Origin of the sequence: Streptomyces sp. 150FB (assembly GCF_000818195.1) — a bacterium.
In the GTDB taxonomy this organism is placed as follows: Bacteria; Actinomycetota; Actinomycetes; order Streptomycetales; family Streptomycetaceae; genus Streptomyces.
Genome location: NZ_JTHL01000001.1, coordinates 5,128,122 through 5,149,934, shown reverse-complemented (window position 1 = coordinate 5,149,934; position 21,813 = coordinate 5,128,122). Strand labels below are relative to the sequence as shown.

At 66.3% G+C, this 21,813-nt stretch carries 17 protein-coding genes, 1 tRNA gene and 2 pseudogenes; 12 read left to right on the top strand and 8 right to left on the bottom strand.

Going from position 1 to position 21,813, the window contains the following annotated elements; genetic code table 11:
* Positions 1-2: 2 nt before the first annotated feature.
* From QR77_RS22060 to QR77_RS22045, 4 genes are all read right to left on the bottom strand, one after another.
* Positions 3-1,403, bottom strand: coding sequence for an ABC transporter permease (locus QR77_RS22060; protein WP_040023826.1), 1,401 nt, complete (start codon positions 1,401-1,403; stop codon positions 3-5).
* Positions 1,400-2,341, bottom strand: a complete 942-nt coding sequence (locus QR77_RS22055) for an ABC transporter ATP-binding protein (RefSeq protein WP_040023824.1) — start codon at positions 2,339-2,341, stop codon at positions 1,400-1,402. The genes QR77_RS22060 and QR77_RS22055 overlap by 4 nt, the downstream gene beginning before the upstream one ends.
* Before the next feature lie 236 nt (positions 2,342-2,577).
* Positions 2,578-4,704 (bottom strand): transglycosylase domain-containing protein, encoded by a 2,127-nt coding sequence (locus QR77_RS22050; RefSeq protein ID WP_052488965.1) that lies wholly within the window; start codon positions 4,702-4,704, stop codon positions 2,578-2,580.
* Between the two features lie 84 nt (positions 4,705-4,788).
* Complete coding sequence (locus tag QR77_RS22045; RefSeq protein WP_040023823.1) at positions 4,789-5,262, bottom strand: rhodanese-like domain-containing protein; 474 nt, start codon at positions 5,260-5,262, stop codon at positions 4,789-4,791.
* Between the two features lie 143 nt (positions 5,263-5,405).
* On the opposite strand from QR77_RS22045, the gene QR77_RS22040 reads away from it, so the two are divergent.
* From QR77_RS22040 to QR77_RS22025, 4 genes and pseudogenes are all read left to right on the top strand, one after another.
* The gene (locus tag QR77_RS22040) at positions 5,406-5,852 is read left to right on the top strand and encodes an Lrp/AsnC family transcriptional regulator (protein WP_040023822.1); all 447 of its coding nucleotides are present in this window, start codon (positions 5,406-5,408) and stop codon (positions 5,850-5,852) included.
* 495 nt (positions 5,853-6,347) lie between these two features.
* Positions 6,348-11,594: a caspase family protein gene (locus tag QR77_RS43890; protein WP_078877002.1), complete on the top strand. Its 5,247-nt coding sequence runs from the start codon at positions 6,348-6,350 to the stop codon at positions 11,592-11,594.
* Positions 11,591-12,460, top strand: a complete 870-nt coding sequence (locus QR77_RS22030; protein WP_040023820.1) for a hypothetical protein — start codon at positions 11,591-11,593, stop codon at positions 12,458-12,460. Before QR77_RS43890 ends, QR77_RS22030 begins: the two co-directional genes overlap by 4 nt.
* A 391-nt stretch (positions 12,461-12,851) precedes the next feature.
* A pseudogene (locus tag QR77_RS22025) lies at positions 12,852-13,404 on the top strand (HD domain-containing protein).
* Here the strand turns inward: QR77_RS22025 and QR77_RS22020 are convergent.
* Together QR77_RS22020 and QR77_RS22015 are read right to left on the bottom strand one after the other, a co-directional pair.
* Complete coding sequence (locus QR77_RS22020) at positions 13,392-13,859, bottom strand: NUDIX domain-containing protein (RefSeq protein WP_040023819.1); 468 nt, start codon at positions 13,857-13,859, stop codon at positions 13,392-13,394. The pseudogene QR77_RS22025 and the gene QR77_RS22020 overlap by 13 nt on opposite strands.
* Entirely contained in the window at positions 13,846-14,622 is a 777-nt protein-coding gene (locus QR77_RS22015) for an XRE family transcriptional regulator (protein WP_173476333.1), read from the bottom strand. The genes QR77_RS22020 and QR77_RS22015 overlap by 14 nt, the downstream gene beginning before the upstream one ends.
* Positions 14,623-14,718: 96 nt before the next feature.
* Between QR77_RS22015 and QR77_RS22010 the strand changes: the two genes are divergently transcribed.
* The 5 genes from QR77_RS22010 to QR77_RS21990 all read left to right on the top strand — a co-directional run bounded on the left by QR77_RS22010 (position 14,719) and on the right by QR77_RS21990 (position 18,228).
* Entirely contained in the window at positions 14,719-15,411 is a 693-nt protein-coding gene (locus tag QR77_RS22010; protein WP_040028433.1) for a haloacid dehalogenase-like hydrolase, read from the top strand.
* A 107-nt stretch (positions 15,412-15,518) separates the two neighbouring features.
* Positions 15,519-16,421: a radical SAM protein gene (locus tag QR77_RS22005; protein WP_040023817.1), complete on the top strand. Its 903-nt coding sequence runs from the start codon at positions 15,519-15,521 to the stop codon at positions 16,419-16,421.
* On the top strand, positions 16,414-17,037 hold the full coding sequence (locus tag QR77_RS22000) for an AAA family ATPase (RefSeq protein WP_173476332.1): 624 nt from the start codon (positions 16,414-16,416) through the stop codon (positions 17,035-17,037). Before QR77_RS22005 ends, QR77_RS22000 begins: the two co-directional genes overlap by 8 nt.
* A complete protein-coding gene (locus QR77_RS21995; RefSeq protein ID WP_040023816.1) occupies positions 16,973-17,638 on the top strand; it encodes an SAM-dependent methyltransferase in 666 nt (221 codons plus the stop codon). The genes QR77_RS22000 and QR77_RS21995 overlap by 65 nt, the downstream gene beginning before the upstream one ends.
* An 8-nt stretch (positions 17,639-17,646) precedes the next feature.
* The gene (locus QR77_RS21990; RefSeq protein ID WP_040023815.1) at positions 17,647-18,228 is read left to right on the top strand and encodes a class IV adenylate cyclase; all 582 of its coding nucleotides are present in this window, start codon (positions 17,647-17,649) and stop codon (positions 18,226-18,228) included.
* A gap of 335 nt (positions 18,229-18,563) precedes the next feature.
* Here QR77_RS21990 and QR77_RS48935 read toward each other — a convergent pair.
* Both QR77_RS48935 and QR77_RS21985 read right to left on the bottom strand, forming a co-directional pair.
* Positions 18,564-18,744 (bottom strand): annotated as a pseudogene (locus QR77_RS48935) (mobilization protein); the annotation flags it as partial.
* Between the two features lie 68 nt (positions 18,745-18,812).
* Positions 18,813-18,886 (bottom strand) — tRNA-Thr (locus tag QR77_RS21985).
* 204 nt (positions 18,887-19,090) lie between these two features.
* Between QR77_RS21985 and ugpC the strand changes: the two genes are divergently transcribed.
* The 3 genes from ugpC to QR77_RS21970 all read left to right on the top strand — a co-directional run bounded on the left by ugpC (position 19,091) and on the right by QR77_RS21970 (position 21,621).
* Positions 19,091-20,221 (top strand): sn-glycerol-3-phosphate ABC transporter ATP-binding protein UgpC, encoded by a 1,131-nt coding sequence (ugpC, locus tag QR77_RS21980; RefSeq protein ID WP_040023814.1) that lies wholly within the window; start codon positions 19,091-19,093, stop codon positions 20,219-20,221.
* Between the two features lie 207 nt (positions 20,222-20,428).
* Entirely contained in the window at positions 20,429-20,860 is a 432-nt protein-coding gene (locus tag QR77_RS21975) for a hypothetical protein (RefSeq protein WP_040023813.1), read from the top strand.
* A gap of 38 nt (positions 20,861-20,898) precedes the next feature.
* Positions 20,899-21,621, top strand: a complete 723-nt coding sequence (locus tag QR77_RS21970) for a nucleotidyltransferase family protein (RefSeq protein WP_040023810.1) — start codon at positions 20,899-20,901, stop codon at positions 21,619-21,621.
* The last annotated feature ends 192 nt before the right edge of the window (positions 21,622-21,813 follow it).

Sequence of the window (21,813 nt, the reverse complement as noted above, 5' to 3'; positions counted from 1 at the left end):
AATCAACCCTTCGTGGTGTCAAGCAGTTCGACATTTCCGTCGAACTGCCACAGCGGGTTCGGTGCGTCCCCGATCGGGGTGCGCACCAGGAAGTAGCCGTTCACTTCCTTCGGTCCGTCGCCGTCGGCTGCGAACCGCCCGTCCGGAGTGACGTCGAGCTGGTAGATGGCCATGCCCGTGGCCGCGACGTCGGGAAGGTGCCAGGAGACGACGCAGCGCCAGTCGTTGCCCGCGCCCTCGGCACCGTCAGCGACGTCGCCCTTGGTGCACGCCGCCGTGGCCTTGAGCTGCGTCTCGGTGACGGCGGGGCGGTTGAGCTCCTCGGTCTGCTGCCGATAGAGATGCGCGAACGCCGTCGCGACCGAGCGCTGCACCTTGGCCTGCTCGATTCCGGAGCCGGTGGCCCCGGTCGTCCCGGCGACGATCCCGACGGTCACGGCGAGCAGTCCGGCGAGCGGCAGGACGCCGACGGTGATCGCGCGGCGCGGCGAGCCGTCGTCCGTGAGGTTGGTGAAGTCCCGCCGTACGAACAGCAGATAGGCCAGCACGGTCGCGACCACGGCCCACACCAGGCTGACCGCGATGCCGATCAGCAGCGGGCCGAGCTGCGGAACGCTGGTGAACAGGCCGTTCCAGGAGATGAAGGCGTACCCGGGCAGGGCGAGGCGCACGGCCACGGGCAGCGGCAGCATCTGTACGAGCTGCATGGCGAGCGCGACGAGCGCGGGCAGCAGGAGCCCCATCGGGGAGCGCCCCAGCGTGACGGAGCCGAGCAGTCCGATCGCGGCGAGGGCCAGCGTCGGGGCGAGTACGCAGACCCAGGCGAGCAGGACCTTGACCGCCGCGTCGCCCGCCGTCAACAGGTGCCCGTCGAGGCCCACCAGCGGCTGGTTGCCGACCGCCACCACTCCGCCGACCGCGCTGGAACAGACCAGCCCGGCCACGAGGAGCAGGATGACGGTGAGGCTGGCCAGCGCCTTCGCGGCGAAGATCCGCCGGGGTGACCGGACGGCGACGAGCAGGTGGCGCCACGTACCGAGCCGGTCCTCGGAGGCGAACGCGTCGCCTGCCACCAGCGAGGTCAGCAGCGGGAGCGCCCACGTACCGGCGAAGCCGAGCACCACCAGCGGGCCGGCCCACCCCGTGGCGTGCATCCAGCGGCCGAAGAGGGTGTCGACGGGGAGCGAGTCCTGCTGACTCACCGCGGCGACGAAGAGCGCCGGCGCGATCCAGCAGGCGAGGATCACCAGGCGGATACGCCACTGCGAGACGAACTTGACCAGCTCGAAGCGGTAGCAGCGCGCCACCGAGACGGGGCGGACAACGATGTCGTGACCGGGGGCGTCGTGGACGGGGGTGTGGTGGTCGGGGGTGTGGTGGTCGGGGGTGACGGTCGCGGTCATCGGACGGTCTCCTGCTGCTCGGTGAGGGCGAGGAACGCGGCCTCCAGCGGCGACACCACGGGCGCGAACTCACGCAACGCGATCCCCGCCTGTACGAGGCGCACCACCAGCTCGTCGAGTGCGGGCACTTGGGCGCGTACGACGAGCACCTCGGCGTCGCGCCGGGCCGCGGCGTCGTCGACGACCTGGATCCCGGCGGTGTCGGCGGCCACGAGGCGGGCGGCCGCCGGATCGGAGGTGAGCACCCGGTAGTCGAGTTCGCGGTTCTCGGCGGCCAGCTTGCTCAGCGGACCGGAGAAGACGACCCGTCCGGTGGCGAGGATGGTGACCTCGGAGCACAGCGCCTCAAGGTCGTCCATGCGATGGCTGGAGAGCACCACACTGGTCCCCTCCGCCGCGAGCCGGGCGAGCACACCGTGGACGTGCTTCTTGCCGGCCGGGTCGAGGCCGTTGGAAGGTTCGTCGAGCACGAGAAGCCGGGGCTTGGTGAGCAGCGCGGCGGCGAGCCCGAGCCGCTGTCGCATCCCGAGGGAGAAGCCGCGGGCCCGGTCGTCGGCGACATCGGTGAGCCCGACCTGGTCGAGCACCTCGTCAATGCCCGTCGTCCGCGCCTCGCGACCGCGCAGAGCGGCCAGCGCCGCGAGGTTCTGCCGAGCGGTGAGGGACGGGTAGAGCCCCGGCCCGTCCACAAAACCGGCGACACCCTCCGGAGCGGCGAGCGCCCGCCCGACCTGGGTACCCAGGATCTCCAGGTCCCCGCTGTCGGCGACGGCGAGACCCAGCAGGAGGCCGAGCAATGTGGTCTTGCCGGCGCCGTTCGGTCCGACCAAGCCGTGGATCTGACCCTGGGTCACATCCAGATCGATGCCGTCGAGCGCGACGACGTCGCCGAAAGCCTTGGTGATCCCGCGCGCCCGGGTTGCCGGGAGAGTGTCCATGAGTCCCTTTCTTGAAGCCTTAGGGACTGTAGGTGCGGCATACATCCAAGTCAGGGACAACGAGTTGAACGATCGGGGAACGAAAGGAGATGGGCACCGGCGGCCGGGGCGAGGAGCCGATGCGGCGCTGAGGTCGCCGACCGCTCAGCAGCCTGGAACCGGGTTCCGAACGTGCCTCGACGCCCCCGCCCGGATGACAAGTTGAGCGGCGGACGGCGTCCGTAAGTTCCGGCAGATCAGCCCTGGGTGCCGTGCAGGGCGGCGGTCATGTAGTTCTTGAAGAGTTCCGACGGGATCGGTGCGCCGCGCGTCTCGGCCTGGCCACCCGTCCCGTACATCGCCAGGAACCTCCGGCCGCCGGCCTGGGCGTTGTCGTCGAGCCGGTACATGTCGACGGCGGTCGACAGTTGCGGCGTGTACCCGACGAACCAGGCAGCCTTGCTGCCGTCGACCGTACCCGTCTTGCCCGCCACTTCAACCCCCTTGACCTGGGCGTTCGTACCCGTACCGCTCTTGACCACGGTCTTGAGGACGTCCGTGACGCCGTCCGCGACCCGCGCCGGCATCGCCCCGTTCGGCTTGTCCTTGTGTTGGTAGACCGCCTGACCGCCCTTGACCACCTTCTCCACGGAGTACGGGTCGCGCTGCTGGCCGTGGGCCCCGAACGTGCCGTAGGCGCCGGCCATCCGCAGGGCGCTCGGGTCGGAGTCGCCGATCGAGAACGACGGCACGTCGGACCGGGCGAGCGAACTCGCCAGCAGGCCCGCGTCCTCGGCCTCCTGGCGGACCGTGGGGATCCCGACGTCCATGCCTAGCTGGACGAACGGCGAGTTGAGGGAGTCCTGCATGGCCTTGCGCAGGGTGACCGGCTGCGGCACGTTCTCATCGGAGTCGTTGGTCTGCAACCACTCCTTGCCGTTCCCGTCGGTCCAGACCGACCCGTCGTAGTTCCGGATCTTCAGCCTGTTCGTGGCGCTGTAGCCGCTCGTGTCCGGGGTGACTCGTGTGCGCTTCGCGTCGGGCTGTGTCTCGCCGCCCTTCGGGTCCCGTACGCCGTGTTCCATCCCGGCCGCCAGCACGAACGGCTCGAAGGCGGAACCGACTTGGACACCCGTCTGGTCGGCGTTGTCGGTGGGGTGCCGGGTGGGGTCCTCCCCGCCGTAGACCGCGACGATCCTGCCGGTCCCCGGCTCCACCGAAGCGCCGCCGAACTGAACGTACGTGTCCGTGTCCGGGCGCTTCTTGGGGTCGATGTGCTTGGCGCGGACGTCCTTGACGGCCTGCTCAAGCTGCCCGACCTTCTTCTTGTCGAAGGTGGTGTGGATCTCGTAGCCGCCCTTGGACAGGTCGTCGGCCGTTACGCCCCGGGTGTTGCCGCTGAGGAAGTTCGCGTTCGCGAGCTCGACCAAGTAACCGATCTGGCCGCTGAGTTGCGACTGCTTGCTCGGCGGGTCGGGCATGGGGAACCGCGTGTACGTGGCGCGCTTCGCGGCGCTCAGGGGGCCGTCCGCCGCCATCTGGTCGAGGATCCACTTCCAACGGGACTTCGCGCGGGCGGTGTTGGCGGCGGGAGTGGCGGCAGGGTCAAGCGTCATGTTGCCGGCCGGATCGTACAGCGTGGGGCCCTTGAGGAGGGACGCCAGGAACGCGCACTGGCTCGGGTTCAACTGCCGGGCACCCACGCCGTAGTACGCGCGGGCCGCCGCCTCGATTCCGTAGGCGCCGCGGCCGAAGTAGGAGGTGTTCAAGTAGCCGGCAAGGATGTCCGTCTTCGGCGTCGTGCTGCCCAACTTGGCAGAGATCAGCACCTCCTTGGCCCGCTGCGACAGGCTCGGGTCCTGGTCGCCGGAACGGGCCATCCGCACGTACTGCTCGGTGATGGTGGAACCGCCCCGGGTCTCACCGCCCTGGGTCTCACCGCCTTGGGCCAGACCGCCTTGGGCCAGACCGCCTTGGGCCAGACCGACCAGGGAACGCGCGATGCCCTCCGGGTCCACGCCGGAGTCCGTGTAGAAGGACTTGTTCTCGGCGGACACCACCGCGTTCTGCATCGCCTCGGGGATCTCCCCGATCGGGATGATCTGCCGGTCGAGTTCACCCCCGGTGGAGACCATCGGGGTGCCGTCGGCCCAGTAATAGACGTTGCTCTGGGCCTGGGAGGCGGGGCTGGGACCAGGCACCTCCACCACGGCGTACGCGACGGCCCCACCGCCCAGCACGACGCCGACGAAGCCGACCCCGAGAGCGCAGGTCAACTTCCAGGACGGCACCCAACGCCGAAGGCCCGAGGCGTTGTTGCGGGGATAGTCGATGAAGCGCTTCTTCGCAGGCGCACTGACACGGCCCGACTGGTCATCGTGCATTCGCACACACTACTGAACTCGGATCAGCGCCAACGGCGTTGGTGCATGGAGCCGCTCCCCCGCCGGGCCGGGGCGACGGCGGAATCAACAGCCACAACCGCCCGCGACCGGAGCGGTCAGACTGTCGGCGTCGCGGCGCTCCGGGCCCCGCCAGGTCTCGTACGCGAAGCCCTCGCGCACCCAGTACTCGAACCCGCCGAGCATCTCCTTGACCTGATAGCCGAGTTCGGCGAGGGCGAGGGCGGCACGGGCGGCGCCGTCGCAGCCCGGCCCCCAGCAGTAGGTGACGACGGGCACCGACTTGTCGAGCAAGTCCCCGGCCTGTTCGGGGATGAGCGCGGTGGGCAGGTGGACCGCGCCGGGGATGTGCCCCTGGTCCCAGGACTGAGTGGAACGGGAGTCGAGAACCACGACCCCCGGGTCGCCGCCGCCCGTGAGCGCGGCGGCGACGTCGGACACGTCGGCGTGGAAGCGCAGCGAGGCGCGGAAGTGGGCGGCGGCCTCGGCGGGTGCCGCGGGGGCGACGCCGAGGACGGGGTTCGAGACGGTCGCGGTCATGAAACAGGTCCCTTCCTGATGCCGGGCGACGGGGTCCGGCTGCTGTCAACGACCAAGAATCTACGGGCCGGAACCAGCACTCTGAAGGCCCGATCCACGGCCCCCACTCACCACCGCCGGGGAAACCGTGCTAGTTCTGGCCCATGACCGCGATTTCCCTGGACGCCCTCGACTGGCGCATCCTCGACGCCCTCCAACGCGACGGCCGGACCAGCTTCGCCGACCTCGCCCGTACCGTCTCCATGTCGGCCAGCGCGGTCACCGAGCGCGTACGCCGGCTGGAGGAGGCGGGGATCATCAGCGGCTACGCGGCGGTCGTGGAACCGGACAAGGTCGGGCTGACGATCATGGCGTTCGTACGGCTGCGCTACCCGAACGGCAACTACAAACCCTTCCACGACCTGGTCAGGGCGATGCCGGAGATCCTGGAAGCCCACCACGTGACAGGCGACGACTGCTTCATCATCAAGGTCGCGGCACGCTCCATGCGCCACCTGGAAGAACTCACCGGCCGAATCGGCGGCCTGGGCTCCGTAACGACCAGCGTCGTCTACTCGTCCCCACTCCCCCGCCGCCCCGTCGGCCACTGACACCCCCACCAGCCGGCCCGTCTCCCACGCCTTCGCCGAGAGCCCGCGTCGTGTCCCGTCAGCTTGAAGCGCCGACTAGATAGGCCAACTCCAGCAAGATCGATCTCAGCGGCACTTTCATTGAACCCCAGGTCAGAGGCATGTCGCATGCTGGTTGGTACAAAACTGTGCGCGCCATATCAGCTCGTCCTCACGCATCCAGACCCCCGTTGACCTACCGGGAAGCGGTCGGCAGACAGGCATTCGGGTGCCTGTGAACGCCGGCGAATGAGACCAAAAAGGTTAGTTGGCGACATGCTCGGATGACGTCAGCCGTTGCGATCGACGCCCCTCGTAAAGACAGTCTGTGTCCGTACGGCCGTCTGGACTTTGCTACGGACGTCGGCACGGCCACAGCGCTGACGAGTGGGACAAGTCTTCGACTTGGCGAGTGCAGCGTGCAATCTCGTCGCTACAGTTTCCACAAGCTCGTGAACTTCGTGGTGGGGCGGTCAAGTGGGTAGGCGATTCTTCATAGCGTTGGGGAGCGGTCGGTACCGCTATCTATCGGAGGACGAGCAGTTGCACTTCGTACCTACCGATGTTCGCGCGACGCGAGAGCTCTTCACCTGTTTTGGGTACGAACCCGTGCTGCCTGGGCTCGGCAACTACGACGGAGCCGAGCAAGTCCGGCAGAAGTTGTCGCACTGGTCGGAGGACACCGCTCTCACCAGTGATGACGTGGTGGTCGTGTACTTCGCCGGCCACGGCTCGGTAGAGGAGCGTGACCGGCACTATCTGCTCTGCTGGGACTCACGTGACGGAGATCTCGCGACCACGGCACTGGCCACCGAGGATCTGGTGCGCATCTTGTGCCGGGGCAACCTCCGCCACCTCCTGCTGATTCTCGACACCTGTGCCGGCAGTGCCGGAGGTGCTGAGGCCTCGGCGATCGCACTGCGGACGATCGCCTATCGGAACGCGGATGCCGACTCGACGGGCTTGTGGTTTCTTGCATCCGCCCGCAGGAAGGATGTTGCCGAAGACGGGGCGTTCGTGGCCGCTTTGACCGAGGCCGTAGAAACGACTACTGGGCGCACTGGTCAGCGGCAGCGATATCTCGACCTCACCGAACTAATCAAGGCGGTCAACGAGCGGTTCGAGGTTGATGAGTTGGGCCAGCGCGCAGAGCTGGCCTGCGGTCTCGTCACCGGCCTGGCTCCATTCCTGCCGAACAGGGGGTACACGGATGAACTGCCGCCGATCGGAACCGACCTGGAGGTACAGCGCCGGGTCGCCTCAAGAGACCTCACGGAGCACTTCGGTCCCCGCTCGCGCGGTGTGGAGTTCGAGTCGGAACAGGGCCTGTACTTCAGCGGGCGGGTGCAGGTGCTGTCTGAACTGGTGGCCTGGCTGACATCTGACGACGGCGATGGCAGAGGCAGAGTCGTCACTGGCAGTCCTGGCTGCGGGAAGTCCGCAGTCCTGGGAAGAGTCGTTGCACTGTCGGACGGTCGATACCGGGACCGCCTCGATCTGGCTGGCGTCGACCCCACGACCGTGGTGCCTGCCGGGTGTGTTACGGCTGCCGTGCACGCCCGCCACAAGCGGCTCGAAGAGGTGGTGGAGCGGCTCGCCACCGCTCTTGAGGTCGAAGCAGACGGTGCTGCCGCACTCCTGCAGGAGCTCACCAGACGGGGGCGACAAGGGCTGCCGCTGGTCATTGTTGTCGACGCGGTAGACGAAGCCGGCTCGGACACCGCCGCGGATGCCGGAGGTCACGGAGAGCCCCGCCGGATCACCAGGGAACTACTCCGGCCCATGTCAGAGATTCAGGGTGTGCGCCTTCTGGTTGGGACGCGCCACGAGTTGGTCGGCCCCCTGGGTCCCACATTTGTCTGCATGGACTTGGATCAGCCGCAGTACCGCGCGAGTGCGGACGACGTGGCTGGCTACGTCGCTCGGGTCCTGCTGGCGAGCGAGGAGGCCGAAGTACGCACTCCATACCGCGGCTTACGCGAACTCGCTCGGACAGTCGCTCGGGGCGTCGCCGAGAAGGCTGCTGGCGTCTATCTCTATGCCAGGACGACGGCGCGCACCCTGCGGTCGGACGGGATTCCGGTGGACGTCAGTCAACCCGGTTGGGCGGAACAGCTCCCGAGCGAGGTCGGCGAAGCCTTCGACGACTACCTTGCCCGTTTCGGGCCGGACGAGCCGCGGGTCCGCCGAATGCTGAATGCCCTCGCGTTTTCGGAGGGCAAGGGGTTGCCTCGAGGTCGGACCTGGACGGCGATGAGCACGGTGATCTCCGGCGTGCGCTGCTCGGAGGAAGATGTCTCTTGGGCCTTGGACGTCGCCGAGGCGTACATCGCAGAGGTCATCGACGATGACCGGCGTTCGGTCTATCGGCTTTATCACAAGGCACTGGCTGAGCACCTGCGCGCGACGGCGGATCGGCCCCCTGAGGAGATCCAAAAGTCGGTCGTCGAGGCACTTCGCTCCCTCGTCCCCATCACTGCCGGAGCCAAACCGGATTGGTTCGCAGCTGTCCCATACGTCCGGCAGTACCTATCCACGCATGCAGCTGCGGCAGGGAGCCTCGCCCCCCTCATCGAGGACCCGGGATTCCTGCTTGCCAGCGAGCCGCTCGCTCTCTTAAGGGCGTTCGCCTCGATCGAAGGTGATAGCGCCAGACGGGTCCGCAGCTCCTACGAGCAAGTCGCGCACCGTCTGACGAGTGATCACGCCGTGGGTGACCGGGCCGCTGATCTGCAGCTGTCGGCCCGCCGCTGTGAGGCAAACGAGCTCGCTGACCGCATCGACGAACTCGGGATCACCCTTCCATGGTCTGCTCGGTGGGCTTGGTGGTCGACCAGTGGAGTGCACCGGTTACTTCAAGGCCACACCAAGACTGTCGGATGCGTCGCGGTCGGGGCACTCGACGGTCGTCCCATCGCGGTGACTGGCAGCGCTGACGAGACCGTCCGTGTATGGGACCTCGCCTCACAGCGGCAGATCGGTGAACCCCTACATGTCGGCATATCAGTGAGCGCCGTTGCAATCGGAGAGTTGGGCGACTACACGGTGGCCCTCACCGGGGCAGTCGACGGGACTGTAAAGATTTGGGATCTCTCAGCCGGTCAGGAGTACGGGCACGCTCTTACCGGGCACACCAACCGGGTTGAAAGCATCGCGGTGGGCACCGTTCATGGGCGCCCCGTGGTCTTGACAGCCAGCGCGGACGGCACGGCGCGAATCTGGGACCTGATCGAAAGGCGGCAACTCGGTGCAGACCTCGCTGCTCACAAACGTACGGTCCGAGACGCCGATTTAGGTCAACTGGATGGGCGGCCGGTGGCCATTACGGGGGGTGAAGACAAGGCCGTCTACGTCTGGGACTTGAGCGAGGTATTCGACGGTGGAAACGCGTACATCGATGGGAGTCCGCTCATCGGCCCGGCCGACGCGGTGACCGCAGTTTCTGTAGCGCAGCTCGACGGCCGGGCTGTAGCACTGGTCGGGGATGCGGCAGGAATGCTCAGTCGATGGGACCTTACCGATCGTAGGCAGATCGGCGAACCGGTCACGGCGCACGTCCACTGGAGTAAGAGCGGGGTCGCCTCCGCCGTGACGGGCGAGTTCGAGGGGCGCCCGGTCGTATTGACCAGCGGTGTTCATGAGGCACGGTTATGGGATCTACGGACACTCCAACAACTGGCACATCCACTGCGCGGCCATGTCGAATACATCGGGGCAGCAGCTCTCACCGCTCATGGAGGCGCCTTCCTCGCTGTCACAGTCAGTCAGGACCGCACGGCGCGTATTTGGGACCTCACTGCGGATCAACCGGACGAGGGTCACACCCGGGCTGTCAGATGCATGGCCTCACGCGAGGTACAGGGCCGACCCCTGATCGTCACGGGGGGACAGGACGCGACTGCGAGGCTCTGGGATCTGCGTACGCGCACCCAGGTCGGCATCCCCATGGAAGGTCATTTCGGCGAAGTCTCGGCAGTCGCTTTGGGAGTCTTCGGCGCCCGTGTCATCGTCGCGACCGGCGGCTCCGACACTTCTGTACGGCTATGGGATCCATTCCAGGGGACATCCTTGGTATCGCCCCTCCTGGGGCACACTAACGCAGTGCGTTGTGTCGCCTTCGGAGAATTGGATGCCGCACCCATCCTGGTCACTGGCAGCGAGGATGGCACAGTACGGATCTGGGATGTCACATCCGGAACTCCGGTTGGCCATCCTCTGGGCGGACATATCGGTGGCATTTTTCACCTGACCGTACGTTCCGCCGCCCATGGGATCGAGGTCTTGCTGGCAACCTCCTTGGATCACGCATATCTCTGGGAGGTATCCGGACGCGACACTGCATGGCCCGTCCGACCGCGTACGCACTTCACCGTGGAGGACCTCAGCCCTTCTGCACGGGTCGTCGGCGTCGCCTTTCACGGCGTGCGGCCGGTAGTTCTTTCGACACAAGCAGGCAATACGATCTACATCTACGACGTGCTGGACCGCAACCTGGTAGGGGGGCCGTTCCTCGGACACACATCTGTGGTAATGACTGGCATGCTTGGCCGTATTGCGGGAGCTTCAGTCGTGGTGACGATCTCTCGCGATGGGACCACCCGCATATGGGATCTAGAAACGGCCGAACCACTGGGGGCTCCGATGGAGGGGCACACACGGGTTTCGTATTCATCCCAGAGCTCTTACGTTCCAGCACCCTTGCTCGTACATGTTGACGGAACCTCGTTGGGAGTTTTTGGCACATTTCGCGATGTGAGGGTCTGGGACGTTGCAGCTACACGTCCGATCGGAGAGCCGCTGTGCGCTGCGGAACGGGCCCACGAATTGGTGTCGGTCGACATCCTGGCTTCCGATGACGGCAGCGCCAATGTCATCACAACCGCTGTCGATGGTGTGGTGCGCACCCACGATTTGAGTGGAGGCCATCAAGTGGCAGCTCACCTTACATCCTCAATTCCGATAACATATGACGCCATGGCTATTTTTTCGAATGGTGCAAATATACTTGCGCGCAGCGGTTGGATGGAATCAGAAGTGTGGAATCTATCCTCCCGCCGCCATCTCGGGAAACGCGCAGGGGTAGCCTTGCGTGCGTGCCTACTGCCAATGGAGGACGACGAGGTTGCCATCGTTTCTGTTGCAACAGATTTCAGACTCGAAGCCTGGAACCTACGCAACCAGACCCCTCTGTGCTCTCCGATGTCAGGCCATACTGACGAAGTGAATACATTGCGGTCGGGAGCCATAGGCGGCGTCACGGTGGTGGCCAGTGCATCCAATGACGGCACTGTGAGATTGTGGGATCCGGGTGTCGGCATTCAACTCGGCGATCCTCTCAGCGGCCACAAAATGGGTGCTTACGGCTTAGAGATCACTCGTTGGGGTACGCGCGATGTAGTCATCTCCGGAGCAGGCGACGGGCGTCTGCGGTGCTGGGATGCCTCACGCGCAGAGGACATCGGTGTCGATCTTGAGCCGTTCCCCTCCACGGTCCGAGCGATCCGTGCCACAGCCGTCAATGGTTCACCCACCTTGGTCGCGGCAGACCGCTATGGACTCATTCGAGTCTGGGACATGACCGCCTCGTCCTGGATCTCTGAACTCGATATCGGCAGCGGCATCAGTGGTATCGCGATAGATGGTGGCGGACGGATATGCGTAGCGACCGATATGGGAGTGATCGCGCTGCATCTCAACCTCACCCCCCATCTGGATATCTCATGACCCGCTTCGTTCTCGTGCATGGCATCGCCCAACAGGTGAAGGGCCCGGAGACGCTTCTCTCCGACTGGTACCCGGCGCTGAACGACGGCGTCGCATTGGCGGGGCATTCGGGACTGGATCGCAACGAGGTCTCGATGGCTTTCTATGGAGACTTGTTCCGATTCGCCGGACACCGTGGGCTTGGTGAGCCTGAGCTCGATGCCTTTGACGTACAGGACGGCCTTGAGCGCAACCTGCTGCTCCAGTGGTGGACGTCGGCGGCCGAACAGGAGGCGCGGGTTGTCGGTCCCGGTACCGCGACCCGACTGCGTACCCCCCTCCTGATCCAGCGGGCCTTGGACGCGCTCAGCCACTCCGCATTCTTCTCCGGCCTCAGCGAACGCGCCATGATCGGCAGCGCCCGCCAGGTACGGCGTTACTTCACTGAGCCGGAAGTACGCTCCGCCGTACAGGAACGGCTGGCCCAAATCATCACCAAGGACACGGAGGCGATCGTCGCGCACTCCCTGGGCACGGTGGTCGCATACGAGGCGCTTTGCGCCCACCCGAACTGGCCCGACCTGACATTGATCACCCTCGGGTCCCCGCTGGCCGTCCATAACCTCGTCTTCGAGCGGCTTACGCCTCCGCCTGTCGGTGGTTTCGCAAGATGGCCGGCTCCGGTGAAGCGCTGGATCAATATCGCCGACGCAGGCGATGCCGTCGCCCTGACCAAGGAGTTGGCGCCGTCCTTTGGAGACCGCATCCGTGATGTTCTGGTCAACAACGGATCCAAAGCGCACGATGTACGCCCATATCTCACCGCCGGAGAGACCGGCATGGTCATAGCCGACGTGCTACGCGACGGCGACTCCGAAGTCTCATGAGGGGCCACGCTGCGAGCGCAAACGATGCCCATCGCGACGGCATGCCGCCTGACAGTACGGGGCTGACGCCTACCTCCGCCTCAGAGCGTCCGATTTCGCACGAATAAATGAGACTGCACTGAAACCTAGGCGCGGCGTCGCCCCTGGCCGTCGTGCGGTCGGCGTAGGGGGCGACGAGTGACCTTCTGAACGGTCTCGAACGCATCTGACTGAGACCAGGACTGAGACCACTGTGCGGCCCGGATGCCATGGTGACGGGGCCCGCAGGACTTCCGACTCCGGCATGGCTCGTACGGGCAGCCCTCCCGGATGTGTCAGCGCATCCTGAAAGAGGCGTCTCATGTATTGGGTGAGCGTTGTTTGAGAAAGGAGCCAGACCATCGAGAGGTCAATGGTGGACTGGGCGCTGAGGACGAGCAAGGCGGAACTCGGCGTCGCGCTTCCTCGGCGATGGGCACATTCTCAGGGTGTTACTCGCCGAGCGATCGGCCTCGGGCAGGTCCTGGGAGATGATGCCGATCTTCTGGCCGCCGCTGCGGCGCTGCACGACGTGGGCTATGCGCCGCGACTGGCGCTGACGAGGTTCCATCCGCTGGATGGTGCTCGGTTCCTCAGGGACGTCCACGGTGCCGATGCGCGGCTGGTGCGGCTGGTTGCGAATCACACGTTCGCGCTGCTGGGAGGCCGAGGAACGCGCGCTGCGTGAAGTGCTGGAGGCAGAGTTTCCGTTGCTGGACGAGCCGTTGTTGGTGGACGCGCTGGTCTACTGCGACATGACGACCACGCCTGATGGCCACCAGACGACTGTTGAGGCCCGAGTCGCAGAGATCGTAGGCCGTTACGGGGCTGACAGCTTGGTGGGGCGGTTCATTCGTCGTGCTACTCCGGAGATCTTCGCTGCCGTGGAGCGGGTGGAGGCGGTGTTGGCAGGTCAGCCGAGGTAGGGGTAGGTGCCGGCGAGGTAGTCGCCGATCTGTTGGCGCATGCTCGGGTGGATGTCGTACTGGTCAAGGTCCGTGGGCTGGATGAAGCGGACGCCGTCGGCCTCGTCGTTGATCGTGGGCTCGCCTCCGAGCGGGTGGCCGATGTAGGTGTTCTCGTACTGCTGGCGGATCTCGCCGTCGGTGTAGGCGACGATGTGGTTCGGGTTCGTATAGACGCCGAGGAAGCCGGTGATCTCGGCGATGATGCCGGTCTCTTCCAGGCATTCGCGTACCGCGCACTGGGCCGCTGTCTCGCCGATGTCCTGGGCTCCGCCGGGCAGTGCCCACTGGCCGGTGTCGCGGCGGCGCTGGAGCAGGATGGCGCCGCTGGCGTCGACGACAAGCAGGTTGTTGGCGGGGATGAGGGTGTTCGCTTTGGGGGCCTCGGGGTCGTTGTAGTACTCAGTCCTGCCCATGTGCGGTGGTCCCCTCCTGGCTGAGCGTCCAGGGCCGCGCGCTGGCCCAGACATCTTCGAAGCTCTGAGCGTAGTTGTCGAACCAGCCCGTGGCATCAGCCCTTTTGAGGTGGAGAACGGGGTTGGCGCTGGCCGGCTGGCCCCAGATGTGTGGGTTGGCGAGCAGGTTGTCGTCGTAGCGGAACAGGGAGGTGTAGAGCGTGGTGTCGTGCAGCCGGACTTCACAACCCGCCTCGGACAGCAGAGGTCGGTAGTAGGTCAGCGAGGCGCGGATCTTGGCGGCAAGGGTGTCTCCGCCGATCCCTTCCTCTCGGCCCCGGATGGCGACTGCCTGGCCGTTCGAATCGCCGAAGCACAGGCGTACCCGTACGCCGGCGGCTGCCCGCTCGGCGAGCATCTTGGCCACGTGGGGGTTGGACTGGGCGAAGAAGGTTCCTGAGAAGACGAGTACGCCGATCTCGTCCCGGGCCTGTTGGAGGAGCGAGATCCAGGTGTCGCGGGGGACGCTAGCGCGGTTCGGGTAGGTGCCTACGAGTTTGGTGTCCAGCCCTGCGCCTGGTTTGCCCATGACTGGTTGCGGCGTGGGCCAGAGGAAGCTCTCTTCCACCCGCAGGTGTTGGGCGACCCGGAAGCGGTGCCGCGGGTGAGGTAAACGCCCGCCGAGCCAGCGGCCGACGGTTTTGGGGTCCACCTCGCAGACCTCGGCGAGCGACTCGGGCGGGACGCCGCGCTGGGCGAGTACGGAGTGGAGTCGCTCGTTCACGGAAGCCATACAAGCCCAGCCGGAGGCTACGAGGCAAGGACGTTGTGGGACGTTCCTCTGGAGTTGACGCTGCGGGAGGGCTTCTACGCTGGCGTTATGGAGCTCATCGTCCTGTGGGACATCGACCACACGCTCATCGACAACTCAGGGGTGAGCAAGGAGATCTACGCTGCCGCCTTCGCGGCGTTGGCAGGTGCTGCTCCGACACGGCCGGCGCGGACGGAGGGCCGTACGGATCGCCTGATCATGCGAGACATGTTCGCCTTGGATGGTCTGCCCGAGCTGGACTGGTCAGTTGTCGAGGCCGCACTTGCCCGCGCCGGTGAGGAACGCTTCGAGGATCTCCGGCGGCGCGGGTCCGCTCTGCCCGGCGTACGGGAGATCCTCAAGGCGGTGTCCGCACAGGCCGATTGGGTGTCGTCGGTGCTGACCGGCAATATCGCGGCCAACGCCCATGTGAAGGTGTCGGCCTTCGGCCTCAACCCGCTGCTGGATTTGTCCGTCGGTGCTTATGGCGCCGACGCTCTCCAGCGGCCGGACCTGGTGGCCGTCGCTCGGGAACGTGCCCAGCGTCTCCGAGGCGTGCGTGATGGCGCCCCCGTCGTGCTTGTCGGGGATACGCCACGGGATGTCGAGGCGGCTCTCGCCACGGGCTCCGGGATCATCGCTGTCGCTTCGGGTATCCATACTCCGCAGGAGCTGGTTGCTGCCGGCGCCTCCGAGGTAATGCCGGATCTGTCAGACACCGCGCATCTTCTCCAGATCCTGGACACCTTCGCAGCACGCTGAAAACGTCCCAGGACGTCCCGGGTGCGTCCCTATACGCGGTGATGCGGTCCTCATGCCCTCCGCCACCATCAGGTCTCCCACCAGGCAATTGGCCGAAGGAGGATCACGTGATCGGGGAAGTCACCGGGATCCGCAGGATCCGGATGCTGTACCTACAACTGCTGTACCGCTGCAACTTCGAGTGCCTGCACTGCTTCCACGGCAAGCGACTTCAGCACGCTGACGCGTTCACCGCTGAGGAGGCGATCAGCCTCATGACACTCATGCACGACCAGTACGGTGCGGAGGCCGTCACCTTGCTCGGCGGCGAGCCGTTCGTCTACAGGGACCTCGCCCAGGTCGTTCAGCAGGCCAAGCAGGAACTGGGTCTGCGGGTCGAGATCTGCACCAACGGCTACCGGATCGAGCCCCGGCTGACCGAGATCGCTCCGCACCTGGACCTGTTGCGGGTCTCGCTGGAGGGCATTGGCTCGACCAACGACCACACCCGCAAGGCGGGGAGCTACCAGAGCGCGCTGAGCGCGCTCGACCTCGCCCGGCAACTCGGCGTCTGTACGGGCGCGACCATGACGGTCACATCCCGCAACATCGGCGAAGTGCTGCCGCTGGCACGCACCCTGGAGCACTTCGACGTAGGCCAGTTGAAGCTCCACTGCCTCCGGCCGGTCGGCAACGCCGCCGCTCATCCTGAACTCTTGGTCACCGACACCACGGCCTACGCCCGCCTGCGCGAGGAGCTCCAGGCAGCCAAGCTGACGGTTGAAGTAATCGTCGACGAGGATCTGTCCGAGGACGGCGCTCCCGAGATCTGCACCCCTGCGGGTGGGCCCGTCGAGATCCAGCGAATCGAGGCGGATCCGCGTGGAGCGCTCACCATGTCCTGCAAGGCCGTCGGCAAGGACTCCCACGCTTTCTGGTACGAAAAGACCGCCGACCACATCGTCCACCGGCCGTCCGCCACCGACGAACTCACCCTCGCGGTGCCGGATGTCGTCTACGGCCGTGCCTGACCACCCGCGGTTCGAGAGCCTCGAAGGACTTCGCGGCACCGGCAAGTCGACCATCGCACCGATGCTGGCGGCATCCCGCGACGCCGTCCTGGTCCCGACCATGCCGCCCCTCTACGAACCCCTGAGACGGGAGATGGACACGCGCGCGAACGTCGACGCGCGGATGTGCTTCTACCTCTCCGCGCTACTGACCGCAGTCGATCAGATCCGGAGCCATCTCATCGCCGGCAATCCAGTGGTCGTGGAGAGCTACTTCGCCCGATGCTTCGCCAACCACCGCGCATTCGGTGCTGGCATCGACGTCGAGCTGCCCGCCGAAGTGCCGCAACCCACCACCTACTACTTGGTCTGCGCGGAGAACGAGCGCCGGCGGCGCCTCGCTCACCGGAACAAACCGGTCTCCCGCTGGGACGTCCTCGCGGAGGACGCCGCCGAGCAGATCACCCGCGCCTACGCCCAGTTCCCGATGCACCGTGTCGACACCACAGGGCTCACGCCCGGCGAAGTCTGTCGCACGATCCTCGCCACCGACATGCAAGGAGCCCACCGCCGTGCAAACGCAGAGCCTGTGGGAACACACCCTTACCTTCTTCCCTCAGTTCCTTGCCGCAGTTGAGGAGCGAACCGCGCCCGGAGCCACCATCGCGATCATCGGTGCGAGCGACGGCAGATTCATCCTGCCGCTGGCAGCCGCCGGCTATCGCGTCATCGCCATCGAGCGCGACCCGCTCGCCCTGCACGGCGGCCAGGTCCACCTTCCGGGTGACGAACACGCCCACACGACGGGTCTCATCGACCGTCTCAAACTCGCGGCCCTCTACGACCAGGTGCAGATCGTAGAGGAGGACTTCCTCGAGGGCGAGCCGCTGACGATACAATGCGACGCCGTCTGGACGAGCTGCTCGTGGCATTACAGTGCCAACCACCACAGCCCGCTCGGGGAGTTCGTCACCCGTATGCAGGGGATGGTGCGGCCCGGTGGCCTGTTCGGTGCGGAGTTCATGATGCCCGTCAAACAGCGCCATCACCTGATCGAGCACTACACGTCGCCCGGGAAACTGAGGGGCCACTTCATCGGTGACTGGGATGTACTGCTGGCCCTGCGCACGAATGAATTCACTGAGCGGGCCCACGTCGGCCAGCTCCAGGACCACACCCACCGGATGGGTCTGCTCCTCGCGGCCCACACACCCGACTCCTCCTACCACCAGGGGTAGAAAAACTGATGAAGCACGAGTACGAAGCCAAGTTCCTGGCCATCAACGTCGCCGACCTTCAGACGCGGCTCACCGCTCTCGGTGCGGTCCAGGCATTCCCGCGTATCCTCCTCACCCGCAAGATCTTCGAGAACGACGTCCTGGACGGCGGTGCCTGGGTACGCCTGCGTGACGAGGGCACGCGCTCGACACTAACGCTCAAGCAGGTCACCGACGCGACCTCGATCGACGGCACGACCGAGATCGAGACCGAGGTCACGGACCTGCACGCCATGGCCGAGATTCTCCGGAACGTCGGCATGCGCGAGGTCCGCTACCAGGAGAACTACCGCGAAGAGTGGCGCCTGGGCAAGGTCGCCTTCGACTTCGACACCTGGCCCGACCTCCCGACGTTCGTCGAGATCGAAGGACCCGACGAGGCATCCGTCCGGCAAGCAGCGGCTCTGCTCGAACTCGACTACGCCGAGGCCCGGTTCGGCAGCGTCGACGAGATCTACAAGAGCGAGGCCGGCCGCGACATCCTCGCCGAACCCACCCTTCTCTTCGCAGATAAAGAGAAGACGGCGCCAGCATCTGCCCAGGTCCACTGATCGCGGGGATGCGCTGTACCGATGGAAGCGGTCCTGCCACATCAGGTGATCAACGGGATCACCAAGTTCGCCCGCGCTGGTATGCACTCCCCTGCTGCCACCGACGAGAGCGTGGATGGCCAGCTTCCGCCGACTCTACTGCGACCAGCAGCGGACTCGCGTTCCATGGAACGGTCCAGTGACGCTCGCAGGAGCCCAGGAGCCCATGTAGGCCTGCGGCCCCTGCATCGGGGAACTCCAGGAACAGGTCTGGCATCCCATCCCGCTCAACGATCAGCCAGTTCCTTCGAGGCACCCCGTCGCTCCGGCCGAATCGGAGGGGCGGCGTTGGTCTAGTGGGCGTGTCCCTGGGCTTCGTGTCGGCGTCCGGCGAGGGTGGCGGCCCAGACCAGGGTGGCGACGAGTGCGGCAAGTGCTGCCATCGGGGCCGGCGGCCGTGTTGGCGATGTCGCGGGCTGCGGTGGGCGGGGTGTGGGCGGCGCGGCCATCGGCCCGGATCTGGGAACGCTGGACACGGTCACCGCACCATTCCCCGAGCGAGCGAAAAGGCCAGATCAGACAACGTCTGACCTGGCCTTTCCCGGAGCCCCCTGTCGGATTCGAACCGACGACCTACGCATTACAAGTGCGTTGCTCTGGCCAACTGAGCTAAGGAGGCGCGCGCGCAAGAAGTGTAACCGGGTTCGGGCGGGGTGCTGGACGGATTTTGGTGGGGGCGGAGTGCTGACAGATCCCGGATCGCGGGGTAGCGTCACCTCCAGTTCACCCAGGTGGACTAGACCCATCTTCCGCCTTCGGCGGTGGATCCATTCCTTTACTCGGATCGTCCGGCACGTTCCTGCCGGTGAGGGGACACATCAGCATGGCTACTGTCTCGTTCGACAAGGCGACTCGGGTCTACCCGGGTTCCACCAAGCCCGCCGTGGATCAGCTCGAGCTGGACGTCGCCGACGGCGAGTTCCTCGTTCTTGTCGGTCCTTCCGGCTGTGGCAAGTCGACCTCCCTGCGCATGCTCGCGGGTCTCGAGGACGTCAACGGTGGTTCCATCCGTATCGGTGAGCGTGACGTCACGCACCTGCCGCCGAAGGACCGGGACATCGCCATGGTGTTCCAGAACTACGCGCTGTACCCGCACATGTCCGTCGCCGACAACATGGGCTTCGCGCTCAAGATCGCCGGTGTGAACAAGGCGGAGATCCGCAAGAAGGTCGAAGAGGCCGCCAAGATCCTCGACCTCAGCGAGTACCTGGACCGCAAGCCCAAGGCGCTCTCCGGTGGTCAGCGTCAGCGTGTCGCGATGGGGCGCGCCATTGTGCGTGAGCCGCAGGTGTTCCTCATGGACGAGCCGCTGTCGAACCTCGACGCCAAGCTCCGTGTCTCCACCCGTACGCAGATCGCCTCGCTCCAGCGCCGCCTCGGCATCACCACGGTGTACGTCACCCACGACCAGGTCGAGGCCATGACCATGGGTGACCGCGTCGCCGTCCTCAAGGACGGGCTGCTCCAGCAGGTCGACTCGCCGCGCAACATGTACGACCGCCCGGCGAACCTGTTCGTCGCCGGCTTCATCGGTTCGCCGGCCATGAACCTGGTCGAGGTGCCGATCACCGACGGTGGTGTGAAGTTCGGCAACAGCGTCGTCCCCGTCTCGCGTGAGGCGCTCGCCGCCGCCACCGAGAAGGGTGACAAGACCGTCACGGTCGGCGTCCGCCCCGAGCACTTCGACCTCGCCGCCGAGTCGGTCGAGGCCAAGACGCTGACGAAGGACGCGCCCGCCGGTCTGGCCGTCACCGTCAATGTCGTCGAGGAGCTGGGTGCCGACGGATTCGTCTACGGCTCCGCCCAGGTCGGCGAAGAGGTCAAGGAACTCGTCGTCCGCGTCAACGGCCGTGCCGTACCGGACAAGGGCACCAAGTTGCACGTCGTGCCGCGCCCGGACGAGCTGCACGTCTTCTCGTCCTCGACGGGTGAGCGTCTCACCGACCGCGCCTGACGCGCCCGCACCGCACAGCGGTGTGAATTCGTCCGCACGGCCCCGCACTCCGGTGCGGGGCCGTTTGCGTATGCCGCCAAATACCCCGGCATATACGTCCTTTCGGTCAGGTGTCGTCAACAGGCAATTCGAAAAAACCTATCGAACCGTCCCCCGAGTGAGTGACTAAATGTCGCCAATTCATCACTGGCCGCTACGCTCGCCTGCGTGACCCACACAGCCCGCCGTATCGGCCGAACTCTCGCCTTCGTACTGCCCGTCGTCCTGGTGCTCTCCGGGACCCTCGCGGTCGCCAATGTTCCGTGGGCGTCCAGCAACTCCGAGTCGCGCGTACTGACCGCCTCGGACACCGCATCGGACACCGCCTCGGTGCGGGCCAAGTCCCGTACCCCGCAGGACATTCTCCGCGACAAGCTCCTGGTGGAACTCCAGGAGAAGGACCCGGGGATCGCCCTGACCCACCTCCAGCGCGAGATCGAGGCCCGCCCGTCGCTCGCCAAGCACTGCATGTCGATCGCGCGCTCCCTCGGCCGCGCGGCCGTCGCGCACTACGGACCCACGCGCGCCCAGTCGTTCTCGCGTCCCGTGTGTGACACGTCGTTCGCGTACGGGGTGTCCCAGCAGAGCGCGGGGAGCTGACCGCAAGCTCCCTGACCGCCCCGCCTATCGTTCCCGGCATGCATACGTATCCGACGCAGGCCGTGGTCCTGGCGGGTGGCCAGGGGTCGCGGCTGCGCCCGTACACCGACGACCGGCCGAAGCCGATGGTCGAGATCCCCGGCACGGGGACCCCGATCATCGGCCATCAGCTTTCCTGGCTCGCCGCCGAGGGCGTGACCGACGTGGTCATCTCGTGCGGTCATCTCGCCGAAGTGCTCCAGGAGTGGCTGGAGTCGGCGGACCTGCCGCTGCGGGTCACCACCGTGGTGGAGACAGAGCCCCTGGGGCGCGGTGGCGGGCTCAAGTACGCCGCCGGGCACCTGCCGGGCCCCGGGCAGCCCTGGTACGCCACGAACGGCGATATCTGGACGCGGTTCTCGCTCCGCGAGATGGCCGCCTTCCACGCCGAGCGCGATGCTGTCGCCACGCTCGCGCTGGCCCGCCCACGGATTCCGTGGGGAGCCGTCGAGACCGACGAGTTCGGCCATGTACTCGACTTCATCGAGTCGCCGCCGTCGCCTTATCTGATCAACGCCGGGGTGTACGTGTTCTCCGCCGCGTTCGCCGGCATGCTGCCCGACCGCGGCGACCATGAACGTACGACGTTCCCGCGCCTGGCGCGCGAACGCATACTGGCCGGGTTCCCCCTGCCGCAGGGCGCGTACTGGCGCGCCATCGACACCGCCAAGGACCTCACGGAGGCCGCCAAGGAGCTGGCCGGCGGCGTCGGGCGCTCGTAGGCCGGTCCGCCGGGCCTGGGACCCAGCACGAAAGCAGCGTGTACGCGCGACAGAGCGGGCCGGTCACCCCACCAGGGTGACCGGCCCGCTCCCTCTCCCCGTACGTCAGCCGAGCAGGCCACCGATCGGGTTCTGCGCTCCGCCGCCCGACGAGGAGCCACCGCCGGTCGCCGCGCCTCCCCCGTCGCCGCC

Excerpts from the sequence above, each read along its gene's own strand:
- QR77_RS22060 (WP_040023826.1), bottom strand. The coding sequence starts at position 1,403 with ATGACCGCGACCGTCACCCCCGACCACCACACCCCCGACCACCACACC.
- QR77_RS22045 (WP_040023823.1), bottom strand. The coding sequence starts at position 5,262 with ATGACCGCGACCGTCTCGAACCCCGTCCTCGGCGTCGCCCCCGCGGCA.
- QR77_RS22055 (WP_040023824.1), bottom strand. The coding sequence starts at position 2,341 with ATGGACACTCTCCCGGCAACCCGGGCGCGCGGGATCACCAAGGCTTTC.
- QR77_RS22050 (WP_052488965.1), bottom strand. The coding sequence starts at position 4,704 with ATGCACGATGACCAGTCGGGCCGTGTCAGTGCGCCTGCGAAGAAGCGC.
- ugpC (WP_040023814.1), top strand. The coding sequence starts at position 19,091 with ATGGCTACTGTCTCGTTCGACAAGGCGACTCGGGTCTACCCGGGTTCC.
- QR77_RS22030 (WP_040023820.1), top strand. The coding sequence starts at position 11,591 with ATGACCCGCTTCGTTCTCGTGCATGGCATCGCCCAACAGGTGAAGGGC.
- QR77_RS22020 (WP_040023819.1), bottom strand. The coding sequence starts at position 13,859 with ATGGGCAGGACTGAGTACTACAACGACCCCGAGGCCCCCAAAGCGAAC.
- QR77_RS21990 (WP_040023815.1), top strand. The coding sequence starts at position 17,647 with ATGAAGCACGAGTACGAAGCCAAGTTCCTGGCCATCAACGTCGCCGAC.
- QR77_RS22040 (WP_040023822.1), top strand. The coding sequence starts at position 5,406 with ATGACCGCGATTTCCCTGGACGCCCTCGACTGGCGCATCCTCGACGCC.
- QR77_RS22010 (WP_040028433.1), top strand. The coding sequence starts at position 14,719 with ATGGAGCTCATCGTCCTGTGGGACATCGACCACACGCTCATCGACAAC.
- QR77_RS21970 (WP_040023810.1), top strand. The coding sequence starts at position 20,899 with ATGCATACGTATCCGACGCAGGCCGTGGTCCTGGCGGGTGGCCAGGGG.